The organism is Leminorella richardii (assembly GCF_900478135.1).
GTDB classification, from domain to species: domain Bacteria; phylum Pseudomonadota; class Gammaproteobacteria; order Enterobacterales; family Enterobacteriaceae; genus Leminorella; species Leminorella richardii.
This window is the reverse complement of record NZ_LS483470.1, coordinates 88641-109030: the sequence shown is the minus strand read 5'-3', so window position 1 is coordinate 109030 and position 20390 is coordinate 88641. Positions and strand designations below refer to the sequence as shown.

Here is a 20390-nt window from a genome sequence, read left to right as displayed (position 1 = left end):
ACACAACAGGCGACGATATTTATGAAATATGATACTTCCGAGCTGTGTGACATATACCCCGAAGAAGTCAACGTTGTAGAGCCGCTGTTTTCCAACTTCGGCGGGCGTCCCTCTTTCGGCGGTAAAATCACCACCGTCAAATGCTTTGAAGACAACGGATTGATTTACGAGCTGCTGGAAGAAAACGGCCAAGGCCGAATTCTGCTGATTGACGGCGGCGGTTCTGTACGCAGGGCGCTTATTGACGCTGAAGTCGCTCGCCTGGCAGTGCAAAACGAGTGGGAAGGCCTGGTAGTTTACGGCGCAGTGCGTCAGGTTGATGAGCTTGAAGAGCTGGACATCGGCATTCAGGCGCTGGCCTCTATTCCCGTCGGCGCAGACGCTCAGGGCATTGGTGAAAGCGATATTGGCGTTAACTTCGGCAGCGTCACCTTTTTCTCTGGCGACCACCTGTACGCAGATAACACCGGTATTATTCTTTCCGAAGAGCCGTTGGACATCGAGTAAAAACCGCGTCAGAAAAACAGCAAAACGCCGCGTCATAGAACGCGGCGTTTTCATTTAACGCACTGAGTCAGTCAATAACGAAGAAAAACGCCCGTTAGTTAACTTCGTCCATTTTGCCCAGCAGAAGACGCAGACGATCCTGCCATGCCTGCTGTTCTTGCTTGAGCTGCGCGTTTTCGTTAATCAGCGCTTCGCGGCCACCTGCGGACGACTCAAGGTCGCGAACCAAAGCGTTGTTCTTCTCTTTCAGATCTTCAATTTCCATCTGCAGCAGAGTAATGGTATCAATCGCCTGCTGAACTTTGGCTTCAAGTTTTTCAAACACTTCAAATGACATTATTTCGTCCTCATATAGACATACCCGCAAAGCGGAAAATCGAAAATCATCACGGCCGCTAGCGGTAAGAGCTCGCTAATACTCTAAATAATTCGAGTTGCGAGAAGGCGGCAAGCAAGGGAACCCCAAGAGCATAGATAACTATGTAGCTGGGGTGAACGACAAATCTGTCAGGAACAGATTTGAACGCCGCTTGCGACGGCCCGTAAGGGCGAGACCCATGGATGGGTCGAGTATTTGCAGCCAACACACTCGCAACTTGAAGTATGACGAGTATTTCCGTTAGTGGTTCACAAAGTCGATTGTATTAACCTGACCGTACGCTGTCTAGCCGTAGACCCCCATAAAGCGCGAATGTTCAGAAAATTTAGCCTGATAAAAATAATGCGTACCGCCGAGCAAGGAAAACAATCCTCATCTATATTCTTTTACATTCATAAATTGGGCGTTAGCTATCGTTTTGCGAACAAAAAGGATCAATTATTTGACCGAATACACAAAATTAAACTTTCGTTATTTTTCGTTATAGAGCGATAACGATAACATTAATCAACCGCCTCTATTAATTTATAATATGGTAATAACAGGCGACTAACATTTACTTCTTATCTACTCTCTCCCAACACGGAGTAATGCATATGAGTCAAACCACAGGCCCAACGCTAAAAGGGCAGTGTATCGCTGAGTTTCTTGGAACGGGTCTTTTTCTATTTTTTGGTATTGGCTGCGTGGCCGCTCTGAAAGTCGCCGGAGCTAGCTTTGGTCAATGGGAAATCAGTATTATTTGGGGTCTCGCTGTCGCTCTTGGCGTTTACCTCACTGCCGGCGTTTCCGGCGCACATCTAAACCCTGCGGTTACCATCGCGCTGTGGCTGTTTGCCTGCTTCGATAAGAAAAAAGTTATTCCCTATATCATCGCCCAAATAGCCGGAGCCTTCTGCGGCGCGGCGCTGGTTTACGCCCTCTATTTCAGCCTGTTCCACGAAGTCGAGCAGGCGCAAAATATCGTTAGAGGCAGTATGGACAGTCTGTCGCTGGCGGGCACCTTCTCCACCTACCCTAACCCTGCCATTAACGTCTTTCAGGCCTTTGGCGTTGAGTTTGTCATTACCGCCGTGCTGATGTGCCTAATTCTGGCGCTGACGGATGACGGCAACGGCGTGCCGAAGGGCTCACTGGCTCCGCTTCTTATCGGTATTCTGGTCGCGGTTATTGGTGCCTCAATGGGGCCGCTAACCGGCTTTGCCATGAATCCTGCCCGTGACTTTGGGCCAAAAATGTTTGCCTACATCGCTGGCTGGGGCAATATCGCCTTTACCGGAGGTCGAGATATCCCCTACTTCATCGTTCCTATCGTCGGACCAATCCTCGGTGCCTGTGCTGGCGCCATGGGTTATCGCGTATTTATCGGCCGCAACCTGCCGTGCGACGCCTGCAAGATTGATGAATAAGAAACTCTTTTCGTTCGGCCGGAGCTACTCCGGCCAACTTGTAAACGCTTTCCCACCACGTCAATAAACGGAGTATTCCAGATGACGACTGAACAAAAATACATTGTCGCACTCGACCAGGGCACTACCAGCTCGCGGGCCGTCATTTTAGATCATGATGCCAACATCATCGGCGTATCTCAGAGAGAATTCACTCAGCATTACCCCCATCCAGGCTGGGTAGAACACGATCCGATGGAAATTTGGGCGACGCAAAGCTCCGTTTTGGTTGAAGTGCTGGCACAAACCGGCATCAGTTCCGACCAAGTGGCCGCTATCGGTATCACCAACCAGCGCGAAACCACCATCGTTTGGGACAAAGAAACCGGCAAACCGGTTTATAACGCCATCGTTTGGCAGTGCCGCCGCACCGCTAGCATTTGTGAGCAGCTGAAAAAAGACGGCTTAACAGACTACATCCGTGAAAACACCGGTCTGGTCGTTGACCCCTACTTCTCCGGCACTAAAGTGAAGTGGATCCTAGACCACGTTGAAGGCGCTCGCGATCGCGCCAAGCGCGGCGAACTGCTGTTCGGTACCGTAGACACTTGGCTGGTGTGGAATATGACACAGGGCCGTTCGCACGTCACCGACTACACTAACGCCTCCCGCACCATGCTGTTCAACATCAAAACGCTGGACTGGGACGACAAAATGCTGGAAGCGTTGGACATCCCGCGCGCCATGCTGCCAGACGTTCGTCCATCCTCTGAGATTTACGGCAAAACCAACATTGGCGGCAAAGGTGGCACGCGTATTCCTATTGCAGGCATGGCAGGTGACCAGCAGGCCGCGCTGTTCGGCCACCTGTGCGTTCAGCCGGGCATGGCTAAAAACACCTACGGCACTGGCTGCTTCCTGCTAATGAACACCGGTAAGGACGTCGTGAAGTCCGATCACGGCCTGCTGACCACCATCGCCTGCGGCCCGCGCGGTGAAGTGAACTACGCACTGGAAGGCGCAGTGTTCATCGGCGGCGCATCCATTCAGTGGCTGCGCGACGAGCTCAAGCTGTTTAGCGATGCAATGGACTCTGAATACTTCGCCACCAAGGTCAAAGACAGCAACGGCGTTTATGTCGTTCCGGCCTTTACCGGCCTGGGCGCACCGTACTGGGATCCGTATGCCCGCGGCGCAATTCTCGGCCTGACTCGCGGCGTGAACTCTAACCACATCATCCGCGCTACGTTGGAATCCATCGCCTACCAAACCCGCGACGTGCTGGACGCCATGCAGGCTGACTCCGGTGCTCGCCTTCAGGCTCTACGTGTTGACGGCGGTGCGGTATCCAACAACTTCCTGATGCAGTTCCAGTCAGACATTCTCGGTACGACCGTTGAACGCCCTGCCGTACGCGAAGTCACCGCTCTGGGGGCTGCTTACCTTGCAGGCCTGGCCGTCGGCTTCTGGAGCGATTTAGACGAAGTGAAAAGCAAAGCCGAAGTCGAGCGTGCCTTCAAGCCCGGTATCGAAACCACCGAACGCAACGTGCGTTACAGAGGCTGGCAGAAAGCCGTCGCCCGCGCCCGCGATTGGGAAGAGCACGAATAACGGTATAAAAGTAACAGTATAGAAAGAGAAACTACCCATTCTGTTTTTGGGCCCGCAAACGGGCCCATTTTTTATGGAAAATTCTCTCGCCGACTATGGAGAATTCACGAATATCCCTCTAGGTCTGTGGTAAAATCGGCCTCACATCTCTCTCCTAGTAAAATCAAAACGCAACGGATCCCTAACATGAAACGTGAACTGGCAATTGAGTTTTCCCGGGTAACGGAAGCCGCCGCTTTGGCCGGCTATCGCTATTTAGGGCGCGGTGATAAAAACAAAGCCGACGGCGCCGCCGTTGAAGCCATGCGCATCGTGCTAAACCAAGTCAATATTGACGGAGAGATCGTCATTGGCGAGGGCGAAATCGACGAAGCGCCCATGCTCTATATCGGTGAAAAAGTAGGAACCGGCCAGGGCAGCGCGGTAGATATCGCCGTAGATCCCATTGAGGGTACTCGCATGACGGCCATGGGACAGGCCAATGCGCTAGCAGTACTGGCCGTTGCCGAAAAAGGTGCATTCTTGCACGCACCGGACATGTATATGGAAAAGCTGGTCGTCGGCCCGGGAGCAAAAGGCGCCGCCGATCTGAACCTGCCGCTGTCGGAGAACCTCAAGCGCATTGCCGCTCAGCTCAACAAGCCGTTAGACAAGCTTACGGTTATCACGCTGGCCAAACCGCGCCACGATGCGATCATCGCCGAAATGCAGCAGCTGGGCGTACGCGTCTTTGCCATTCCGGACGGCGACGTAGCGGCCTCTATCCTGACCTGTATGCCTGACAGTGAAGTAGACGTCATGTACGGCATCGGCGGCGCGCCTGAAGGGGTAATCTCCGCCGCCGTGATCCGCGCGCTGGACGGCGATATGCAGGCTCGGCTGCTGGCTCGCCATCAGGTCAAGGGCGATACGGAAGAGAATCGGCGCATTGGAGAAGAGGAGCTAGCGCGCTGCCAAAAAATGGGGCTTAACCCCGGTGAAGTGCTAAAGCTGGGCGACATGGCTCGCAACGACAACATCATCTTCTCTGCTACGGGCATTACCAAAGGCGACCTGCTCAACGGCATTCAGCGCACGGGCAATATGGCAACGACTGAAACGCTGCTGGTACGCGGTAAATCCCGCACTATTCGCCGCATTCAGTCTATTCACTATCTCGATCGCAAAGATCCAGCATTGTGCGATATTTTGCTGTAACAGCATCCAGATAAAACTCAGAAAAATGCCCTCGTTTTGACGAGGGCATTTTTTTCACAATAGTTACCAGTAACGGTAAGCAATAATCCCAAAATGGGCACATATTGTTCAAAAATTAGACGTAATTAGGAGAATACTGAAGTTAGAAAAGCATATGACCTTCATACATCATGAACTGACAAGGGGGATATGCTTATGGCGGAACAGAACCTACATTCAGTAGAAAATTTTGATTTTCTGGCGCGCAGCTTGGCTCAAATGTATACACAAGGGAGGCCAGTCAACGTTCACGCCGTCATTGGTAACATGAATGAAGTACAAAAAGCATGGTTCCAAAAACGCTATGCGCGCTATTTAGAGCAGGCCGAGCAGGCAAAAGTCAGTAGAACGGAACATTAATAACGTGACTACCTGTAAGAATTGCATATCTCTGGCCGATGCATCACGCATCGGCTAGTTTAATACAACCTCGTCAAGTGAGAACTAAACGCCGTACTGCTCACGATAGGCATTAATTGCCGCCAGTTCCTGTGCCATTTCCGGTTTTTCTTCCAGATACTCAACCAAATCGTCTAGCGTAATTATCGTAATCACGCTGCACTGATAGTCGCGCTGCACTTCCTGAATCGCCGACAGCTCACCGGTACCGCGCTCCTGACGATCCAGACAGATCAATACGCCGCTCAAAGAGGCACCCTGTGCGCGAATAGTCGTCATCGATTCACGAATGGCGGTACCCGCGGTGATCACATCATCCACCAGCATCACACGGCCAACCAGCGGGCTACCTACTAGGCTGCCACCCTCTCCGTGATCTTTCGCCTCTTTGCGGTTAAAGCAGTAGGGAATATCGATGTCGTGATGTTCAGACAGGGCTACTGCCGTCGTCGTCGCAATGGGAATGCCCTTATAGGCTGGCCCAAATAGCACATCGAACTCAATGCCAGAGTCCACCAGTGCCGAAGCGTAAAAGCGGCCAAGCAGCGCCAAATCGCGACCAGTATTAAACAGCCCGGCGTTAAAAAAGTACGGGCTAACCCGCCCAGACTTCAGGTGAAACTCGCCGAATCTTAAAACCTGCTTGTTTAGCGCAAACTCAATAAACTGGCGCTGATAGTGTTTCATATTTGATGATTCCTCACGCTTAACTTAACTCTGCCTTAATCGGAAGATTGATGACAAACCAATTAAATCGGCTTCTGTGGGTATTCCGACCGAAATTACAGCGTGCCTATATGACCATCGTGCTCAGTCGGGAGGGCGCTTGTATTGGCTCTGGGCGTGCGGCGGGCCTAGCCCTCCTACGGGCAGTTATGAAGCCCTTCGGGCTTCACCCTAAAGGGCCAGCGCAAGCGCTGTTCAAACCGGCTTTGCCGGTTTGTCGTTGGCTTACGCCAAATCGACCCCAACGGAGGCCTCTCCCGCCGTTTAACTCCATCAGTCAGTTAGATTCAAAGCATTTGTCATAAAACTAAGGCGACTATAAGTCGCCTTTTTCAAAAACTACGGTCGTTCAAGCGCCGCCTTCTGCGCCGCCATAATGGTCTCTATGCCGCCTCGGGCAAGCCCTAGCAGGGTCAACAGCTCTTCGTGGCTGAAAGGCTCACCTTCTGCTGTGCCCTGCACTTCAATCATGCGGCCGTCTTCGGTCATTACCACGTTCATGTCGGTTTCTGCCGCTGAATCCTCAACGTACTCCAGATCGCACACCGCTTCACCGTTGACGATACCTACAGATACCGCAGCTACCAGCCCTTTCATTGGGTTTTTCGCCAGGCGCTTATTGGCCACCATGGCGTTGAGGGCGTCCGCCAGCGCAACGCAGGCGCCGGTAATAGAAGCAGTACGCGTGCCGCCGTCAGCCTGAAGAACGTCGCAGTCCAGCGTCACGGTGTATTCGCCCAGCATCTTTAAATCAATCGCTGCACGCAGAGAACGAGCAATAAGGCGCTGGATTTCCAGTGTCCGACCACCCTGCTTCCCCTTGGCCGCTTCACGCGCATTGCGGGTGTGGGTTGAGCGCGGCAGCATGCCGTACTCCGCTGTCACCCATCCCTGTCCTTGGCCTTTCAGAAAGCGCGGCACGCCCTCTTCCACAGTCGCTGTACACAGCACTTTAGTGTCGCCAAACTCCACCAGCACGGAACCTTCCGCATGCTTCGTATAGTGACGAGTCAGGGTTATTGGGCGCACCTGCTGTGCACTTCGGCCTTCTGGACGCATGAAATTCTCTCCGGAGGTTATGTCAGACGGGGTCAACGACCGTTTACGGGCACCTTTAGCAAGGGCGAGTGGCGAACGCTGATATATTGACCGCGCATTATACTGATTTTCAGTCCAGATGCCTACGGTGAATAGGCAAAGCTCGCGCGGCAAATCACAACGTCCGGCGTAATATGGTGTTATACTCGCGCTTATTTTCTCAAACGGGTACTCGACTATGATCCGCAGTATGACCGCCTACGCCCGCCATGAAACCAAGGGTGAATGGGGCTCCGCCTCCTGGGAGCTTCGCTCCGTTAACCAGCGCTATCTGGAAACCTATATCCGCCTGCCGGAGCAGTTCCGCAGCCTAGAGCCGATGATCCGCGAGCGCCTGAGAGCGCGTCTGACCCGCGGCAAAATCGAATGCAACCTGCGCTTCGACCTCGATCCTGCCTATCAAACCGAGCTGATGCTGAACAAAGAGCTCGCTCAGCAGCTAGTGCAGGCTGCCAACTGGGTAAAAATGCAAAGCGACGAAGGGGAAATCAATCCCGTCGATATTCTGCGTTGGCCGGGAGTAATGTCGGCAAAAAGTCAGGATCTGGACGCTATCGGTACCGAACTGATGGAATCACTGGAAACTGCCCTGACTGACTTTATTGACAGCCGCGAGCGGGAAGGCAGCGCGCTGAAGTCGCTTATCGAACAGCGCCTTGAAGGCGTGATGGTCGAAGTGGGCAAAGTGCGCGAGCGCATGCCTGAAGTGCTGGTTTGGCAGCGCGAACGCCTGATGAGCAAGCTAGAAGACGCCGCCGTTCAGCTGGACAGCAACCGCCTTGAACAGGAGCTGATTATGCTCGCCCAGCGCGTCGACGTCGCCGAAGAGCTCGACCGCCTAGAAGCCCACGTCAAAGAAACCTACTCTATTCTGAAAAAGAAAGAGGCCGTCGGCCGCCGTCTGGACTTTATGATGCAGGAGTTCAACCGCGAGTCCAACACGCTGGCGTCTAAGTCTATCAATGCGGATATCACCGCGTCGGCGATTGAGCTGAAGGTGTTGATTGAGCAGATGAGGGAGCAGATCCAGAACATCGAGTAACGCTTTGGATAGAGTTCAATGAGAAAACGTGCCGATGCATTTATAGTGCTATCGGCACGATAAGCATCTAACAGTCAGTTTACGCCCCGTCACTTAGCGTTCTAACGAGCCCTTCATTTAGTCCCCTAAACGCCGTCTTTACCTGTTGAAGCTGCTTTCTCAACTCGTGCACTTCATCGTTATCAGGAATAAGCACAATGCAGTCCCCGGCGATTTTCACGGTAACGCCAGTGCCAATATTAAATCCGATATCTCTAAGCCATTTCCCACTCAGGTGCAGGGAAGGCGTTTCCGTATTGCCCTGGCTGGGCAGATATCCGACGGTATAGCGACGCTGGGTTTTAACAGCTTTTGTAGATAATGGGTGTGTTTGGGCAGGGATCGTAGCCATAAGGCAACCTCCGATGAGTAATTAATGTAACCATCACCAGAGAGGTCAATCTCATGGGTGGTGGACTGAGCAAAGTTGACCTTACCGGCCTCATCGGATACCGGCGCACCTTACGGTGCCCTCACCCAGCCCACCATTGAGATGTAGCCAGACCAACGACACAAAAAAAGACGCAGACGCGTCATATGCCGCCGATGAAGTTTGCAGGAGGTCAATCCCGACGCCTGATTTTGCAGGCGCGTGGAAAAGATACTGCGATCGACGGTAGGCGACAAGAGGATTTATTTGGAGGAGTCTCGCAGAAATAGAAGAAGATGATGATTATATCTACCCCACTCAAACCGCCTTTCCCCCAAACTATAATTCATCCGCTATTTTCAGTATCATTAAATACACCAAAAAACGTCATTTTCTTAATCGATTCAATATCAAAAATGTACAAAAAATACTTCCCCGCATGTGATATCAATGGGTCGATTAATCCCCCTGCTCCATTTAATCATATGGGTCTGCGCGGGGCAGTCCCTGCAAAATGTGCAAATTGCTCCAAACTGCTCGAAGGTGAATGTACTCGTCATATGGAAATCGTAGGTGGTTATCTACACCTAGACCATGGGCCTTGCAGCATTGATGGGCCAAGCGACCCGGTTATTTACGAAAATACGTTTATTCAATCGAAGGTGACCGTTCCACGAAAGTGCTCAACGTGCCGATTTCTTTCAGTCGCCCCTATTTTTGGATTTCAATGCCATCAGGACGCGAATAAATGGGGTGATTTTAAACGTGGGCTAGATTGGGGGGCGTGGAAACCCAGTGTTATTTATCTGCAGCTTCCAGAGCCTAAAGTGACAACAAAAGTTCTTTCACAGGCCGTCTTTGACAACGATCAAATAGCCTTCATTCGCGAGTATCGAAGAGTGAATCCCGAGTTATCAATCGAAGAGGCAAAGATGGATTTCATCACCTTGAGAAAACGGATAGATAATAATCCTTGAGCGTTTTGTTCTTGATTTAATATCTACTGAATATCCAATTTTTACTCTCCTCTTTCCGATAGTACACTTAAGAAAACACACTATGTGTACATACACCTCAATCCTAACAGTGGCTTTGCATGAAGTACCAGTTTGACACCCCGTACGGCCCAATGGCCGTCGAGTCCAGCGATGGGGCAATTATCCGGCTGCACTTTCCGGACTATATCCCCGACGACTTTGTTAGCGATTCGCACCCCGACGCGCTAATGCAGCAAACAAGGGATGAAGTTGTCGCCTATCTAAATAAAGAAATCCGCGCCTTCAGCGTACCGATTGACGCACAGGGGACTGCGTTTATGCAGCAGGCGTGGCAGATGCTGTGCGATATCCCTTACGGTGAAGTGATGAGCTACGGCGAGGTGGCAAAAGCAATGGGCTGCCCCGGCGGTGCCAGAGCCGTGGGCATGGCGTGCAGAAACAACCCCATTCCGCTAATTATTCCCTGCCATCGAGTATTGAGTCAGGACGGCAAGCTGACAGGATTCTTTGGCGGTGGGTTAACGCTAAAGCAGCGGCTGTTGGATCTGGAACGGGGAGATTATCGTCAAGGGCAGGGAGAGCTGTTCTAATCGCTCCACTACACCTGTCTATACCTCCTCCGAATTTTCAGCACGACTGCTCATCAGCCATTCATCCCACACTGGCCGATCGGTGATATTTTCCACGAGGAAGTCAATAAAACTCCTGATTTTAGGATCCTGATAGTGCCCAGGATGGTAAAGAGCGAACAGGCTGTATTCGTGTTCTTTAATATTGTATTCCGTTAGTACCGGAACCAGCCTGCCGTTAGTGATATGGTCACCCAGCATGTAAGTCGGCAGGCTGACAATCCCCTGATGCTGCAGCGCCGCGTGCTGCAGGCCAAGCGTACTGTTAACTTCAATTACGCTGTTGCCCTGTAGCGGTCTGGAGCGCCCCTCACTATCCTGATAAACCCAGTTATCGCACACGTTGGGGTTAATCAGACAGTCGTGTTCCTCTAACTCCTCTAGCGTCTTTGGCACACCGCGGCGCTCAAGATAGTCCCGGCTCGCGCAATAAACCCAGTTAATATTGCATATTTTGCGCAGGGCGAAATTTGTTGGAGGATTGGCTGTGATGCGCAGTGCGATATCAAAATTCTCTTCGTTTAAATTCACATTTTGATCGTTCAGATCGACAAACAGGCTCACGTCAGGATTCATCTTCCGATAGTCGCCATAAAGCCGCATCAGGTGACACACGCCAAAAGCAATAGAGCAGGTGATACGCAGCTGCCCCTGCGGATGACGGTGGAAACTGGCGGTGTTAACCAGCGACTCATCCAGTTCCTCCAGCAGGTGCTGCGCTCTGGACAGGAGATATTGACCAGGCTCAGTGAGAACAAAGGTGCGCGTGGTTCTTTTTAACAAAACAACGCCAAGCTGCTCTTCTAGCTGGGAAATACTGCGGCTTACGGAAGACGGTGTAAGATTAAGCTTTTGCGCAGCGGCGGAAAAACTATTGCATTCAATAACCTTAATAAAAATCTCCAAATGTCGAAAAATGGAGTAGTTATCGATTTTCATTTTTAACGCCGAAACGCTCTTGTTTAGAATCATCATTCTTATTTATATCCACCGCTGATTGCTCCAAAGCCCAGCCTCAAAGAAACGTCAGCCGCCATAAGACACTGGCATTATTTGCAATAATGTAGCTTTTCTCTCAGGCTTCTTTTTCTATAAAAACTGACACGCTTACACTGTATCAGAATCATTCTATAAAGAGAGCGGATTTAAAAATCAGAGAATAAAAATAGAAAATTATCATTTAATAACATTATATTAAGTGAAATATCTTTATTCAAAAAAGCACATCAGCTATGACTCTACCGTTTTATTTTATCAAAATACTTTCGTTAAGTGGAAAATCGGACTGACGTCAACTTTTGCGTATAACGCAAAAGTATTTTCATTTATTAGCATCGTTGTCCCCTTTTTTATTTACTGGCTGCCTCCTACTATACCTCCCACAAGCATGCTCCTTTTATTCACGGGCGATCGCGCAGGCGCCACGCTTTCTGCCTAATAATTATTTTTATAAATTTTTTAATAGGACATTCACAATGACCCAAATATTAGAGAACGAGAAAGAGCTCAACGCGCTGTATAAATCCGTTCCTTTTACCAAGTATGACGTCGGCTGGGTAGTTCTGTGCATCGGCATGGCGATTGGTTCCGGTATCGTATTTATGCCAGTTCAGATTGGTATCAAGGGCATTTGGGTATTTATCGCCGCCATCTTAATTTCCTATCCTGCTATTTATCTTCTGCAAACCCTCTATCTTAAAACGCTATCAGAAACTGAAAACTGTGAAGATTATGCCAACGTCATTACTCAGTATTTAGGTAAGAACTGGGGAATAGGCCTCGGCATTGCCTATTTTTTAATGCTGCTTCACGGCATGTTTTCTTATTCGCTGGCGGTTACGTTCGACAGCGCCTCCTATATACAAACCTTTGGCCTGACAGAAGGCCTGCTGTCGGACTCGATCTGGTACGGTCTGGTGATTCTAACCGTGCTGGTCTGCATCGCTTCGCGGGGAGAAAGGCTGCTGTTTAAGGTTTCCGGACCGATGGTGTGCGTGAAGTTCGGCATTATTGTTATCCTCGGCCTTGTCATGGTGCCCTACTGGAATTTCGACAACATCACCGCATTTCCACCCATATTGCCGTTTCTCAGAGACGTCTTTCTGACGCTGCCGTTTACGCTGTTCTCCATTCTGTTTGTACAGATCCTTAGCCCGATGAATATCGCCTACCGTAAAATAGAGTCAGACAAGCGTATTGCTACCTACCGCGCCATTCGCGCTAACCGCGTGGCCTATATTGTCTTGGCTATCGCGGTGCTGTTTTTCGCATTTTCATTCACTTTCGCCATCAGTCACGAACAGGCAGTCTCAGCGTTTGAGCAAAACATATCGGCACTAGCCATTGCCGCTCAGGTTATCCCCGGATCGATCGTGAAGGTAATGAGCGCACTGCTGAACATCTTCGCCATTCTGACTGCGTTTCTGGGCATCTACCTCGGCTTTCAGGAGTCCATCAAAGGTCTGGTAATAAACATTATTAGCCGTTTTATTCCACAGGAAAAAATTAATCAAAAGGTGCTGCACATCGCTATTACTGTTGGTGTCATTCTTGCCCTGTGGCTGTGGATCTCCACTCGCTTCTCCATCCTGTTCTTTATGCAGCTCGGCAGCCCGCTGTTTGGCCTGGTTCCCTGCCTTATTCCCTGTTATCTGGTTTATAAGGTCAAGGCGCTCCATAAGCTTAAAGGCCCCAGCATCTGGTTCATCACGTTCTTCGGCATTTTGCTGTGTCTGTCACCGTTCCTGAAAGCTTTTGAATAATCGTCAACGGCCGTGCGTTACGCCCGGCCAACGCAGTTTATGAGGTAAGAAATGAGTAAAAATTCCGCATCACGCTTTAACGTTAGTACTCGACTGACACAAATCGGTAGGGATCCGGCAAAACAGGCAGGCTTCGTTAACGTCCCGGTCTATCGGGGATCTACGGTAATTTTCGCTACCGTTAGCGATATTGAAAACAATCGCGCCGAGTTTAACTACGGTACGGTAGGCACGCCGACTATCGCCAGTCTGGAAAACGCCTGGAGCGATATTGCCGGTGCAGCGGGAACAGTGCTCTCGCCTTCTGGCCTTGGCGCGCTGGCATTAGCGCTGTTTACCACGCTGAAAGCTGGGGATCACCTGCTTATGCCCGACAGCGTCTACAAGCCAACGCGGCTGTTCTGCGCCGGTATGCTGGAAAAAATGGGCATAGAAACCACCTACTACGATCCGTTAATGGGAGCAGAGGTAGAGAAACTGTTTCGCCCGAACACCACTACGCTGTTCCTCGAATCGCCGGGTTCACAGACCTTTGAAGTTCAGGATGTGCCCACCATGGCTGCGCTGGCGAGAAAACACGGTATCGCCACCATTATCGACAACACTTGGGCTACGCCAATCTTCTTTCGCGCCCACGAACACGGCTGTGACCTGTCCGTTGAGGCGGGCACCAAATATCTTGGTGGTCACTCGGACCTGCTGATGGGCGTGGTGTCAGCCAACGAGCAGTGGTGGCCAAAGCTTCGGGAAACCTACGACTTAATGGCGATGCTGCCCGGCGCGGAAGACTGCTTCCTTGCCCTACGCGGCCTTCGCACCATGCATCTTCGGCTGAAAGAGGCCGAAAAGCGCGGACTGGAAATGGCCCACTGGCTGAAATCCCGCCCAGAGGTGCTAAAGGTTCTGCACCCGGCGATGCCTGACTGCCCCGGCCACGACCTGTGGAAGCGCGACTTTACCGGATCTTCCGGCCTTTTCTCCATCGTGCTAAAGCCGGAGTACACCAAGGCGGGCGTCGACCACATGCTGGACAATATGTCTATCTTCGCCATGGGCTATTCATGGGGCGGCTTTGAAAGCCTGATCATTCCATTTAACTGTACCGAATACCGCACAGCGACTAGCTGGCAGCCGGGCGGTCGCACCCTGCGATTGCAGATCGGACTGGAAGACATGGACGAACTGAAAGCCGATTTGGCAGAAGGATTTGAGCGGTTAAAATCACGCTCTTAAACAGCAGACACCCGGCTCTACCGAGTCGGGTGCAGTCTTATGAAATGTCGAGCCTACCGATTCACTAGCGCTTCACCCCACCGACGAAACTTCTTATACCGCAAAAGCAGTAGCACGACGCCGCACAACCCATAGATAATCGGCTGAGGGGAGAGAATTTTGACTGACCAAATGTAATGAATAACCCCAAGAATCAGAGCCAGATAGACAAAGTTGTGCAACGTCTGCCAGCGCTTTCCTAACCGGTTTTGCGCAAACCGAGTCGACGTTACCGCCAAAAGAGACAGGATCGTCAAGCCGGCTGAACCGAGCAGCATGTAGGGGCGCTTAATCAGTTCCCCCCAGAACAGCGACAGATTATTCACCCCCAGCTCAAGCAGCAGGTAGCTCGACAGGTGAAGCACCGCCCAGGCAAAGCACCACAGTCCTAAAAGGCGGCGGGTGCGCACCAGCAGCGGCTCTTTGGTTAACGTCGCCAAGGGGGAGATCGCCAGCGTCGCCAGCAAAAGCTTCAGCGCCATTCTGCCGGTAAAGTGTTGAATATCTTTCGCCGGATCGGCGCTGAGCCACCCGCTATTTACCGCCACAACAAGCCAGACAAACGGCAAAAAAGCAGCCAGATGAAGCAGCGCCTTTAACCAAGTAACACGCTTTACCGTTAGCCTCACGTTTAGAAATTCTCCCGAAGATCCAGCCCTCGATAAAGCGAGGCAACCTGCTCGGCATAGCCGTTAAACATCAGCGTAGGCTGCCGCTGCACGTTCAGTAGGCCGCCTGCGCCGATAACCCTCTCCGACGCCTGCGACCAGCGCGGATGGTCAACCTGAGGGTTTACGTTAGCGTAAAAGCCGTATTCATCCGGTGCCGCCAGGTTCCAGGTTGACGGCGGGCGCTCTTTGGTCAACTTGATGCCAACAATCGACTTGATGCCCTTAAAGCCGTACTTCCACGGTACCACAAGGCGAATCGGCGCCCGTTTTGCGGCGGTAGCGCCTTACCGTATACGCCAACAGCCAGCAGCGTTAGCGGGTGCATCGCCTCGTCCAGCCGCAGCCCTTCAACGTAGGGATAGGCCAGTCCACCGCCGACAAACGAGTTTTTCTGCCCCGGCATATGCTCAGGATCGTAGAGCGTCTCAAAAGCCACATATTTAGCTTCACTGGTAGGCTGTGCCCGCTCGAGCAGCTTATGCAGCGGAAAACCCACCCAGGGGATCACCATCGACCACGCTTCAACACAGCGCATCCGATAAACGCGCTCTTCCAGCGGGAACGCGCGATAGATATCGTCAAGGTCGAGGGTAAAAGGCTTCGCCACCTCTCCGCTGATAGTCACTTTCCACGGGTCGGTTTTCAGCGTTCCGGCATTCGCTGCCGGGTCGGCCTTATCCAGCCCGAACTCATAGAAATTGTTGTAGCCCGTCACCTTGTCTTCCGGCGTTAGTGAAAGGCTGTTCTGCCACTGCTCAGGTTTGGTGAAATCAAGAGGCCGACGAGGTGGTGCCTCTGGCACCGCGTCGTCTTTAAACCACGACAGGGCATTCGCTCTGGCTAACGGAGAAAGCGCCAAAACCGGCGCCGTCATGGTCAACAGCTTCAACAGCCGACGGCGCGGCATGAAAAAAACTGACTCAGGCGTTACGTCAGCCTCTTTTGGCGGCGGTGTTCTTTTCATTTCGGCATCCTCTTAACGGCCCTTACGGCATTCCTCTATTAGGATAGCTGCAAAATGGCACTGTCGTTTTTAACGGGCAGGAAAACAGGTCAACGCCTCGTCTGAAGGTACATGCTGACTCTGTTCAGCCTGCAGGAAGTCCATCACGCTGCTCGCCGTAAGCTTAAAGGTCGGGTTAATGTCCATTCCCGCGCTCTTTAGCCCCTTCGCCGTCCACTTATTGCAGGTGTTGAGAATGGAATAACGCCCCTTGGCACCGTAGAACTGGCTGTTACCATAAATCCCTTTTTTCAGCACGATCACACGCTGTTCTTCATCCCGTTCAAAGCTTTGGGCGATAAAGGCCAGCAGGCTGTTTAACTGTACGTCGGTCAAGTTAACGGCAATCAGTTCACTATTGGGAAAGTATCGCTCAACGGACATCGGAATAGAGACCACGTGCATCACCGCGCCGGAGGACCAAAACATCGCCTGCATCGTCAGGCCGGAGGTCACTTCCTGAGCCTGATAAAATCCCTTGTCTCCCCAGCCAATCTCATACCACATCACGCCTTTAAAGCGCTCGGTCAGTGCCGGTAGGGCTTCATTCATCTCTCGAGCGGGAACGACAATGCCTGTATGCCAGCCGTGGCTTGTTACATAGATTTGCTTATGAACGGATGTTGCTGTGTCGCCTTCCGGCAGCACGACGCGGGGTTGGGATGAACAGCCGGTGATAAGTAAAATCAGGCTGAAGATAAGTCCTTTTATAAACATGGCGGGATTCCTTAACCGAAATGTCGATAACAGTGAAGGCCGCTATTCTATAATTTTCAAGAAAAATAATAACAAAAAATAATTATAAGCTTGGTGTTTTTGTTTCTATCGTAACGACAGGGCAAAATCAGGTTTAAACCGTTCGATATTAGTTCACAATTCTGTATATCTGCTACACTTCAACCTATTATTAATAGATATGCTTTAACTAACACATGGTCTCAATATATTGAATTTAAAAAATAAATTTATCATAGAAGATTCTGTTTACTATTCCCCTCAGGGGGGGCGTTTAGAACCTATGGGAAATCAAGGTATTGAAGTTGTTTTAAATACGTCCACTAATCGTTGCTTACTACTATTATTGCAAAGACAAGGGGTAGTAGTTACTCAAAAGGAATTCTTTAAAGTAGTTTGGGGAAATCGGGGCCAATATATAACAGCTAATACTCTGTATCAAAATATCTCTTTATTAAGAAAAGCATTAAAAACGACTGGAGTTGAAAGAGACATAATACAAACAATCCCAAAAGAAGGTGTATGTTTTTCTGGAAAAGTAACACAGTTAGAAGATAATGATGAGTCTGATAATAAAATTTCAACCGATATATTAGAAGAAAAAGAAAATAATAACATAAATGATAATTTATTTTCTATTCCATCGTCTTTTAAAATAAAAAATATAATTGTATTGGTTTTATCTTTTATTTTTATCTATTTTTCCTACATGTTTTACATAAATAGATTAAATTATAGTAATTACTTTTATGAATATAAAGAAATAGGCGTAATTAATCAATGTAAAATTTTCTCAAAAAATTCTGGAATACTTAAGCTAAATGATGAGTATATAGATTTTGTTAAGGGGAAAAATATAAATTGCACTGACGGTCAAGCGGTATACATTTCCGCTAACAATGAGAAAAGTAGAGTTTTTATTCAGATATGTGATGGAAGTATAATTAATACTACATCTTGTATAGTTCATATATACATTGAGTCAACGAAGTGAAACACTATATTAAAATCTTTATTTGGATATCATTATTTATCATTTCAATAATTCCTATGATAGCTAATTATTTCTATAGCTATCAACTAAACCATTTCACTTGTTGGAGTAAAGCCTATATTCATAAGGGTGATGCAACTTATCATGTTCTATTTAAATATACATTTAATGGAGGGGATGGTGTGGTTAGTTCAGTAGGTCAATATACTGAACCCAATGTTAACAATATTCGAATTACACAGAATCCACCTTTTACTTACTATAATAACAGCAATGAATTTTTAATGTTATCTAAATCAACTAAGCTAACAGAATCTGACGCTAAGTTATTAGATCCTATTCTTCCTGATTTTTACATATATGAAGATAGAGGTTTCCAAATTAGTATATTTAAAGAAGGTGATAATGGATTAATATTCTCACAAGATGACTTGCCTATATTTATATGCAATAAACAATGATAAATATAATATACGATTTAATGTAAATGTTATTTTAAATTAACTATAATTTTTAGATACATTGATGTTCATAATAGATATATTTTTAATAAATAAAAACTATAGCTGTAAAAAATCTTTATGACACCCCGCCGTAAACGGTGAGCATTTCCGTTTCTCAGGCTACAATCGTCTATGTACGAATTTACGCTGGCATTCATGGGAAAATTGCGCGACTAATCCCGCCGCACATAATTCCAGAATTTTCTTGTGGTTGATGTTGATTGCCGCGCTAATATCGCGATCATACTCAACTCCATACTATGGTCACTGCCAAATACGCTTATATAGCGGCATTTCTGACATTTTGTGATCGCAACAATGACAGTTTTTCGAACTAGCAAACCATTGATCGCCTTTTTCTGCAACTTTCAGAGTCTCGACAATTATCACTTGGTTTTCGTCAACAACTGTGTGAGAGAGAGATTATGCTGGAAATCAGCAAGGCACTGGCAACCCGTTCATGTACGCTAGTAATTTGTATACGAGCTTTTCGGTGGTTTCCTCTGCCTTTTTTCTTACGGAACAGCGAGTTTTGTTTGCGTCGAACGTTACGACTGGCTTTGATGAAGCAATGAGGGTTAGCAACCTTGTTGCCATTAGACTTGATGGCATAGCGCTATATCCAGACCGAGCACTTCGGCTATCAGTGAAAGTTTATCTGAAGCTTTCATGCCATCATCACAACTTATTAATGTGTAGTATTTTCCCGTAGCTGAACGGATGAAGGTGATGGTGATACTTTCTACTTTACAGTTAGTCTCACGATGAATGCGTGCTTCCATTGGTGAGAGTTTTGCGATCTTGATTGCAATATCAAACACTTTCACTTCACACAATGATAGCTGGATTGCTTTTCATGTTTGTTTTTACATGCAGGAAAACATGCTTTCAGCTTCGGATTGGAAAGTTAGAAAAAGCCACATCGAGATTAATGGCTGCCTTCTGTAGAACTTTATTTAAATCAATTTGTTAATCAAATTTCTGTTTTTTCTTTGTGAGAAAAGACTTCTATTTATGGTTGTTAATTTATGCCCTTTAGCGATGATTAATTTTTTTATGATATAAAAAATTTTTTATATCATCATGATTAAAAACAATAAAATTCTTTATTTATATTAATAAGGCTATTTCACTTTATTCACAGGCACTCCTTGATTTATTGTTCTTGCAACTTTTTATGCTATTTTCATTTTTTATTGCACACATGATTAAAACAAAAAATTTAGAATATTATTCTTTTTATTTTAATTTTATGGTTTTTTGTTTTTATTGTTATTTTTTGAAGGCTGCTTGTATTATGTTTCTTTATCTTTACATTTTTATATGTAAATTTTCTTTTTTACTACTTTTAGTATTTTTAATAGTTTTTTATTTTGTTTTTTATATTTTAAAGGTTTTTTATGTTTATTTTATTTTTTTTTGAAATCGTTAATATCATGTCTGTACTATACGACAATAAATATTATCTATTTTTACCTTAATCACCATGGAATAACATGGAATAAAAGTAAGAAGTCATGAGATAAAAATGAATAATGTCAATAAATTAGTTGTTGATAACGTATTTGGATATTATGTCCGATTCAAAAACTCACTTTTAGATAACAATGGAATTCAGATAGACATTATTAATTGTATTATTTCAAATAATGATGGCAACAAATTTACAGTTTTACGTAAAACAATGATGCGTCTATTGGTTTTTTTAATAGAAAATGCTAACGAGTCTATTGTATCTAATAAAAGCATTATGATTAATGTTTGGGATAAATATAATTTAAGATCTTCTAATTCACGATTATGGCAAGTAATGAAATTGTTACAGCAAAAGTTAAATTCTATTAATCTTCCATCTGATTTCATTAAACATGTAGAAAACAAGGGATACATTATAAGTAATATCTATGTAACAAGGTTGTACTATGAAAAGAATATTTTCAAGGATAACGTTCAGTTACAGTAGTTCTAGCCATTTAAGAGATTTTATACATCTATAAATACGTCTTTAACATTTACTATAAAATGTAA

General features: G+C 47.7%; 20 protein-coding genes and 2 pseudogenes. 13 read left to right on the top strand and 9 right to left on the bottom strand.

What is annotated here, in order from left to right; all coding sequences use genetic code 11:
* The first annotated feature begins 21 nt into the window (after positions 1-21).
* Entirely contained in the window at positions 22-507 is a 486-nt protein-coding gene (gene rraA, locus DQM29_RS00475) for a ribonuclease E activity regulator RraA (protein ID WP_111738806.1), read from the top strand.
* A gap of 94 nt (positions 508-601) precedes the next feature.
* Here the strand turns inward: rraA and zapB are convergent, their stop codons facing one another.
* A complete protein-coding gene (zapB, locus tag DQM29_RS00470) occupies positions 602-844 on the bottom strand; it encodes a cell division protein ZapB (protein ID WP_111738805.1) in 243 nt (80 codons plus the stop codon).
* 638 nt (positions 845-1482) lie between these two features.
* Here zapB and DQM29_RS00460 point away from each other — a divergent pair.
* The 4 genes from DQM29_RS00460 to DQM29_RS00445 all read left to right on the top strand — a co-directional run bounded on the left by DQM29_RS00460 (position 1483) and on the right by DQM29_RS00445 (position 5481).
* Positions 1483-2295: an MIP/aquaporin family protein gene (locus DQM29_RS00460; RefSeq protein WP_111738803.1), complete on the top strand. Its 813-nt coding sequence runs from the start codon at positions 1483-1485 to the stop codon at positions 2293-2295.
* A gap of 81 nt (positions 2296-2376) precedes the next feature.
* A complete protein-coding gene (gene glpK, locus DQM29_RS00455; RefSeq protein WP_111738802.1) occupies positions 2377-3885 on the top strand; it encodes a glycerol kinase GlpK in 1509 nt (502 codons plus the stop codon).
* Between the two features lie 186 nt (positions 3886-4071).
* A complete protein-coding gene (glpX, locus tag DQM29_RS00450) occupies positions 4072-5082 on the top strand; it encodes a class II fructose-bisphosphatase (protein ID WP_111738801.1) in 1011 nt (336 codons plus the stop codon).
* Between the two features lie 195 nt (positions 5083-5277).
* Positions 5278-5481 (top strand): hypothetical protein, encoded by a 204-nt coding sequence (locus tag DQM29_RS00445; protein ID WP_415270853.1) that lies wholly within the window; start codon positions 5278-5280, stop codon positions 5479-5481.
* Positions 5482-5565: 84 nt separating this feature from the next.
* Here the strand turns inward: DQM29_RS00445 and pyrE are convergent, their stop codons facing one another.
* A complete protein-coding gene (pyrE, locus tag DQM29_RS00440; protein ID WP_111738799.1) occupies positions 5566-6207 on the bottom strand; it encodes an orotate phosphoribosyltransferase in 642 nt (213 codons plus the stop codon).
* Positions 6208-6585: 378 nt separating this feature from the next.
* Entirely contained in the window at positions 6586-7305 is a 720-nt protein-coding gene (gene rph, locus DQM29_RS00435; protein ID WP_111738798.1) for a ribonuclease PH, read from the bottom strand.
* A 217-nt stretch (positions 7306-7522) separates the two neighbouring features.
* On the opposite strand from rph, the gene DQM29_RS00430 reads away from it, so the two are divergent.
* Positions 7523-8386, top strand: a complete 864-nt coding sequence (locus DQM29_RS00430; protein WP_111738797.1) for a YicC/YloC family endoribonuclease — start codon at positions 7523-7525, stop codon at positions 8384-8386.
* Positions 8387-8465: 79 nt separating this feature from the next.
* Here the strand turns inward: DQM29_RS00430 and DQM29_RS00425 are convergent, their stop codons facing one another.
* Positions 8466-8777 carry a SymE family type I addiction module toxin gene (locus DQM29_RS00425; protein ID WP_111738796.1) on the bottom strand — a complete coding sequence of 104 codons (312 nt, stop codon included), beginning with the start codon at positions 8775-8777 and terminating at the stop codon, positions 8466-8468.
* A gap of 314 nt (positions 8778-9091) precedes the next feature.
* Between DQM29_RS00425 and DQM29_RS18065 the strand changes: the two genes are divergently transcribed.
* Positions 9092-9772, top strand: a complete 681-nt coding sequence (locus DQM29_RS18065; protein ID WP_145960320.1) for a hypothetical protein — start codon at positions 9092-9094, stop codon at positions 9770-9772.
* 119 nt (positions 9773-9891) lie between these two features.
* The gene (locus tag DQM29_RS00415; RefSeq protein ID WP_111738794.1) at positions 9892-10383 is read left to right on the top strand and encodes a methylated-DNA--[protein]-cysteine S-methyltransferase; all 492 of its coding nucleotides are present in this window, start codon (positions 9892-9894) and stop codon (positions 10381-10383) included.
* Positions 10384-10401: 18 nt separating this feature from the next.
* On the opposite strand, the gene DQM29_RS00410 is transcribed toward DQM29_RS00415, so the two are convergent.
* Positions 10402-11394, bottom strand: coding sequence for a LysR family transcriptional regulator (locus DQM29_RS00410; protein ID WP_111741948.1), 993 nt, complete (start codon positions 11392-11394; stop codon positions 10402-10404).
* 503 nt (positions 11395-11897) lie between these two features.
* On the opposite strand from DQM29_RS00410, the gene DQM29_RS00400 reads away from it, so the two are divergent.
* Complete coding sequence (locus DQM29_RS00400) at positions 11898-13184, top strand: amino acid permease (protein ID WP_111738792.1); 1287 nt, start codon at positions 11898-11900, stop codon at positions 13182-13184.
* A gap of 51 nt (positions 13185-13235) precedes the next feature.
* Positions 13236-14417: a cystathionine beta-lyase gene (gene metC, locus DQM29_RS00395; protein ID WP_111738791.1), complete on the top strand. Its 1182-nt coding sequence runs from the start codon at positions 13236-13238 to the stop codon at positions 14415-14417.
* A gap of 53 nt (positions 14418-14470) precedes the next feature.
* On the opposite strand, the gene msrQ is transcribed toward metC, so the two are convergent.
* The 3 genes and pseudogenes from msrQ to DQM29_RS00380 form a co-directional block, all read right to left on the bottom strand.
* A complete protein-coding gene (gene msrQ, locus DQM29_RS00390; RefSeq protein WP_111738790.1) occupies positions 14471-15085 on the bottom strand; it encodes a protein-methionine-sulfoxide reductase heme-binding subunit MsrQ in 615 nt (204 codons plus the stop codon).
* A 2-nt stretch (positions 15086-15087) separates the two neighbouring features.
* Positions 15088-16091, bottom strand: a pseudogene (gene msrP / locus DQM29_RS00385) (protein-methionine-sulfoxide reductase catalytic subunit MsrP).
* Positions 16092-16160: 69 nt separating this feature from the next.
* Complete coding sequence (locus DQM29_RS00380) at positions 16161-16841, bottom strand: TIGR02117 family protein (RefSeq protein ID WP_111741947.1); 681 nt, start codon at positions 16839-16841, stop codon at positions 16161-16163.
* A gap of 235 nt (positions 16842-17076) precedes the next feature.
* Between DQM29_RS00380 and DQM29_RS00375 the strand changes: the two genes are divergently transcribed.
* Together DQM29_RS00375 and DQM29_RS18060 are read left to right on the top strand one after the other, a co-directional pair.
* Positions 17077-17859 carry a winged helix-turn-helix domain-containing protein gene (locus tag DQM29_RS00375; protein WP_145960319.1) on the top strand — a complete coding sequence of 261 codons (783 nt, stop codon included), beginning with the start codon at positions 17077-17079 and terminating at the stop codon, positions 17857-17859.
* The gene (locus DQM29_RS18060) at positions 17856-18320 is read left to right on the top strand and encodes a hypothetical protein (RefSeq protein ID WP_145960318.1); all 465 of its coding nucleotides are present in this window, start codon (positions 17856-17858) and stop codon (positions 18318-18320) included. Before DQM29_RS00375 ends, DQM29_RS18060 begins: the two co-directional genes overlap by 4 nt.
* Positions 18321-18482: 162 nt before the next feature.
* Here DQM29_RS18060 and DQM29_RS18345 read toward each other — a convergent pair.
* Positions 18483-19310, bottom strand: a pseudogene (locus DQM29_RS18345) (RNA-guided endonuclease InsQ/TnpB family protein); the annotation flags it as partial.
* Between the two features lie 580 nt (positions 19311-19890).
* Between DQM29_RS18345 and DQM29_RS00360 the strand changes: the two are divergent.
* Positions 19891-20325 (top strand): winged helix-turn-helix domain-containing protein, encoded by a 435-nt coding sequence (locus tag DQM29_RS00360; RefSeq protein ID WP_111738787.1) that lies wholly within the window; start codon positions 19891-19893, stop codon positions 20323-20325.
* Positions 20326-20390 lie beyond the last annotated feature (65 nt).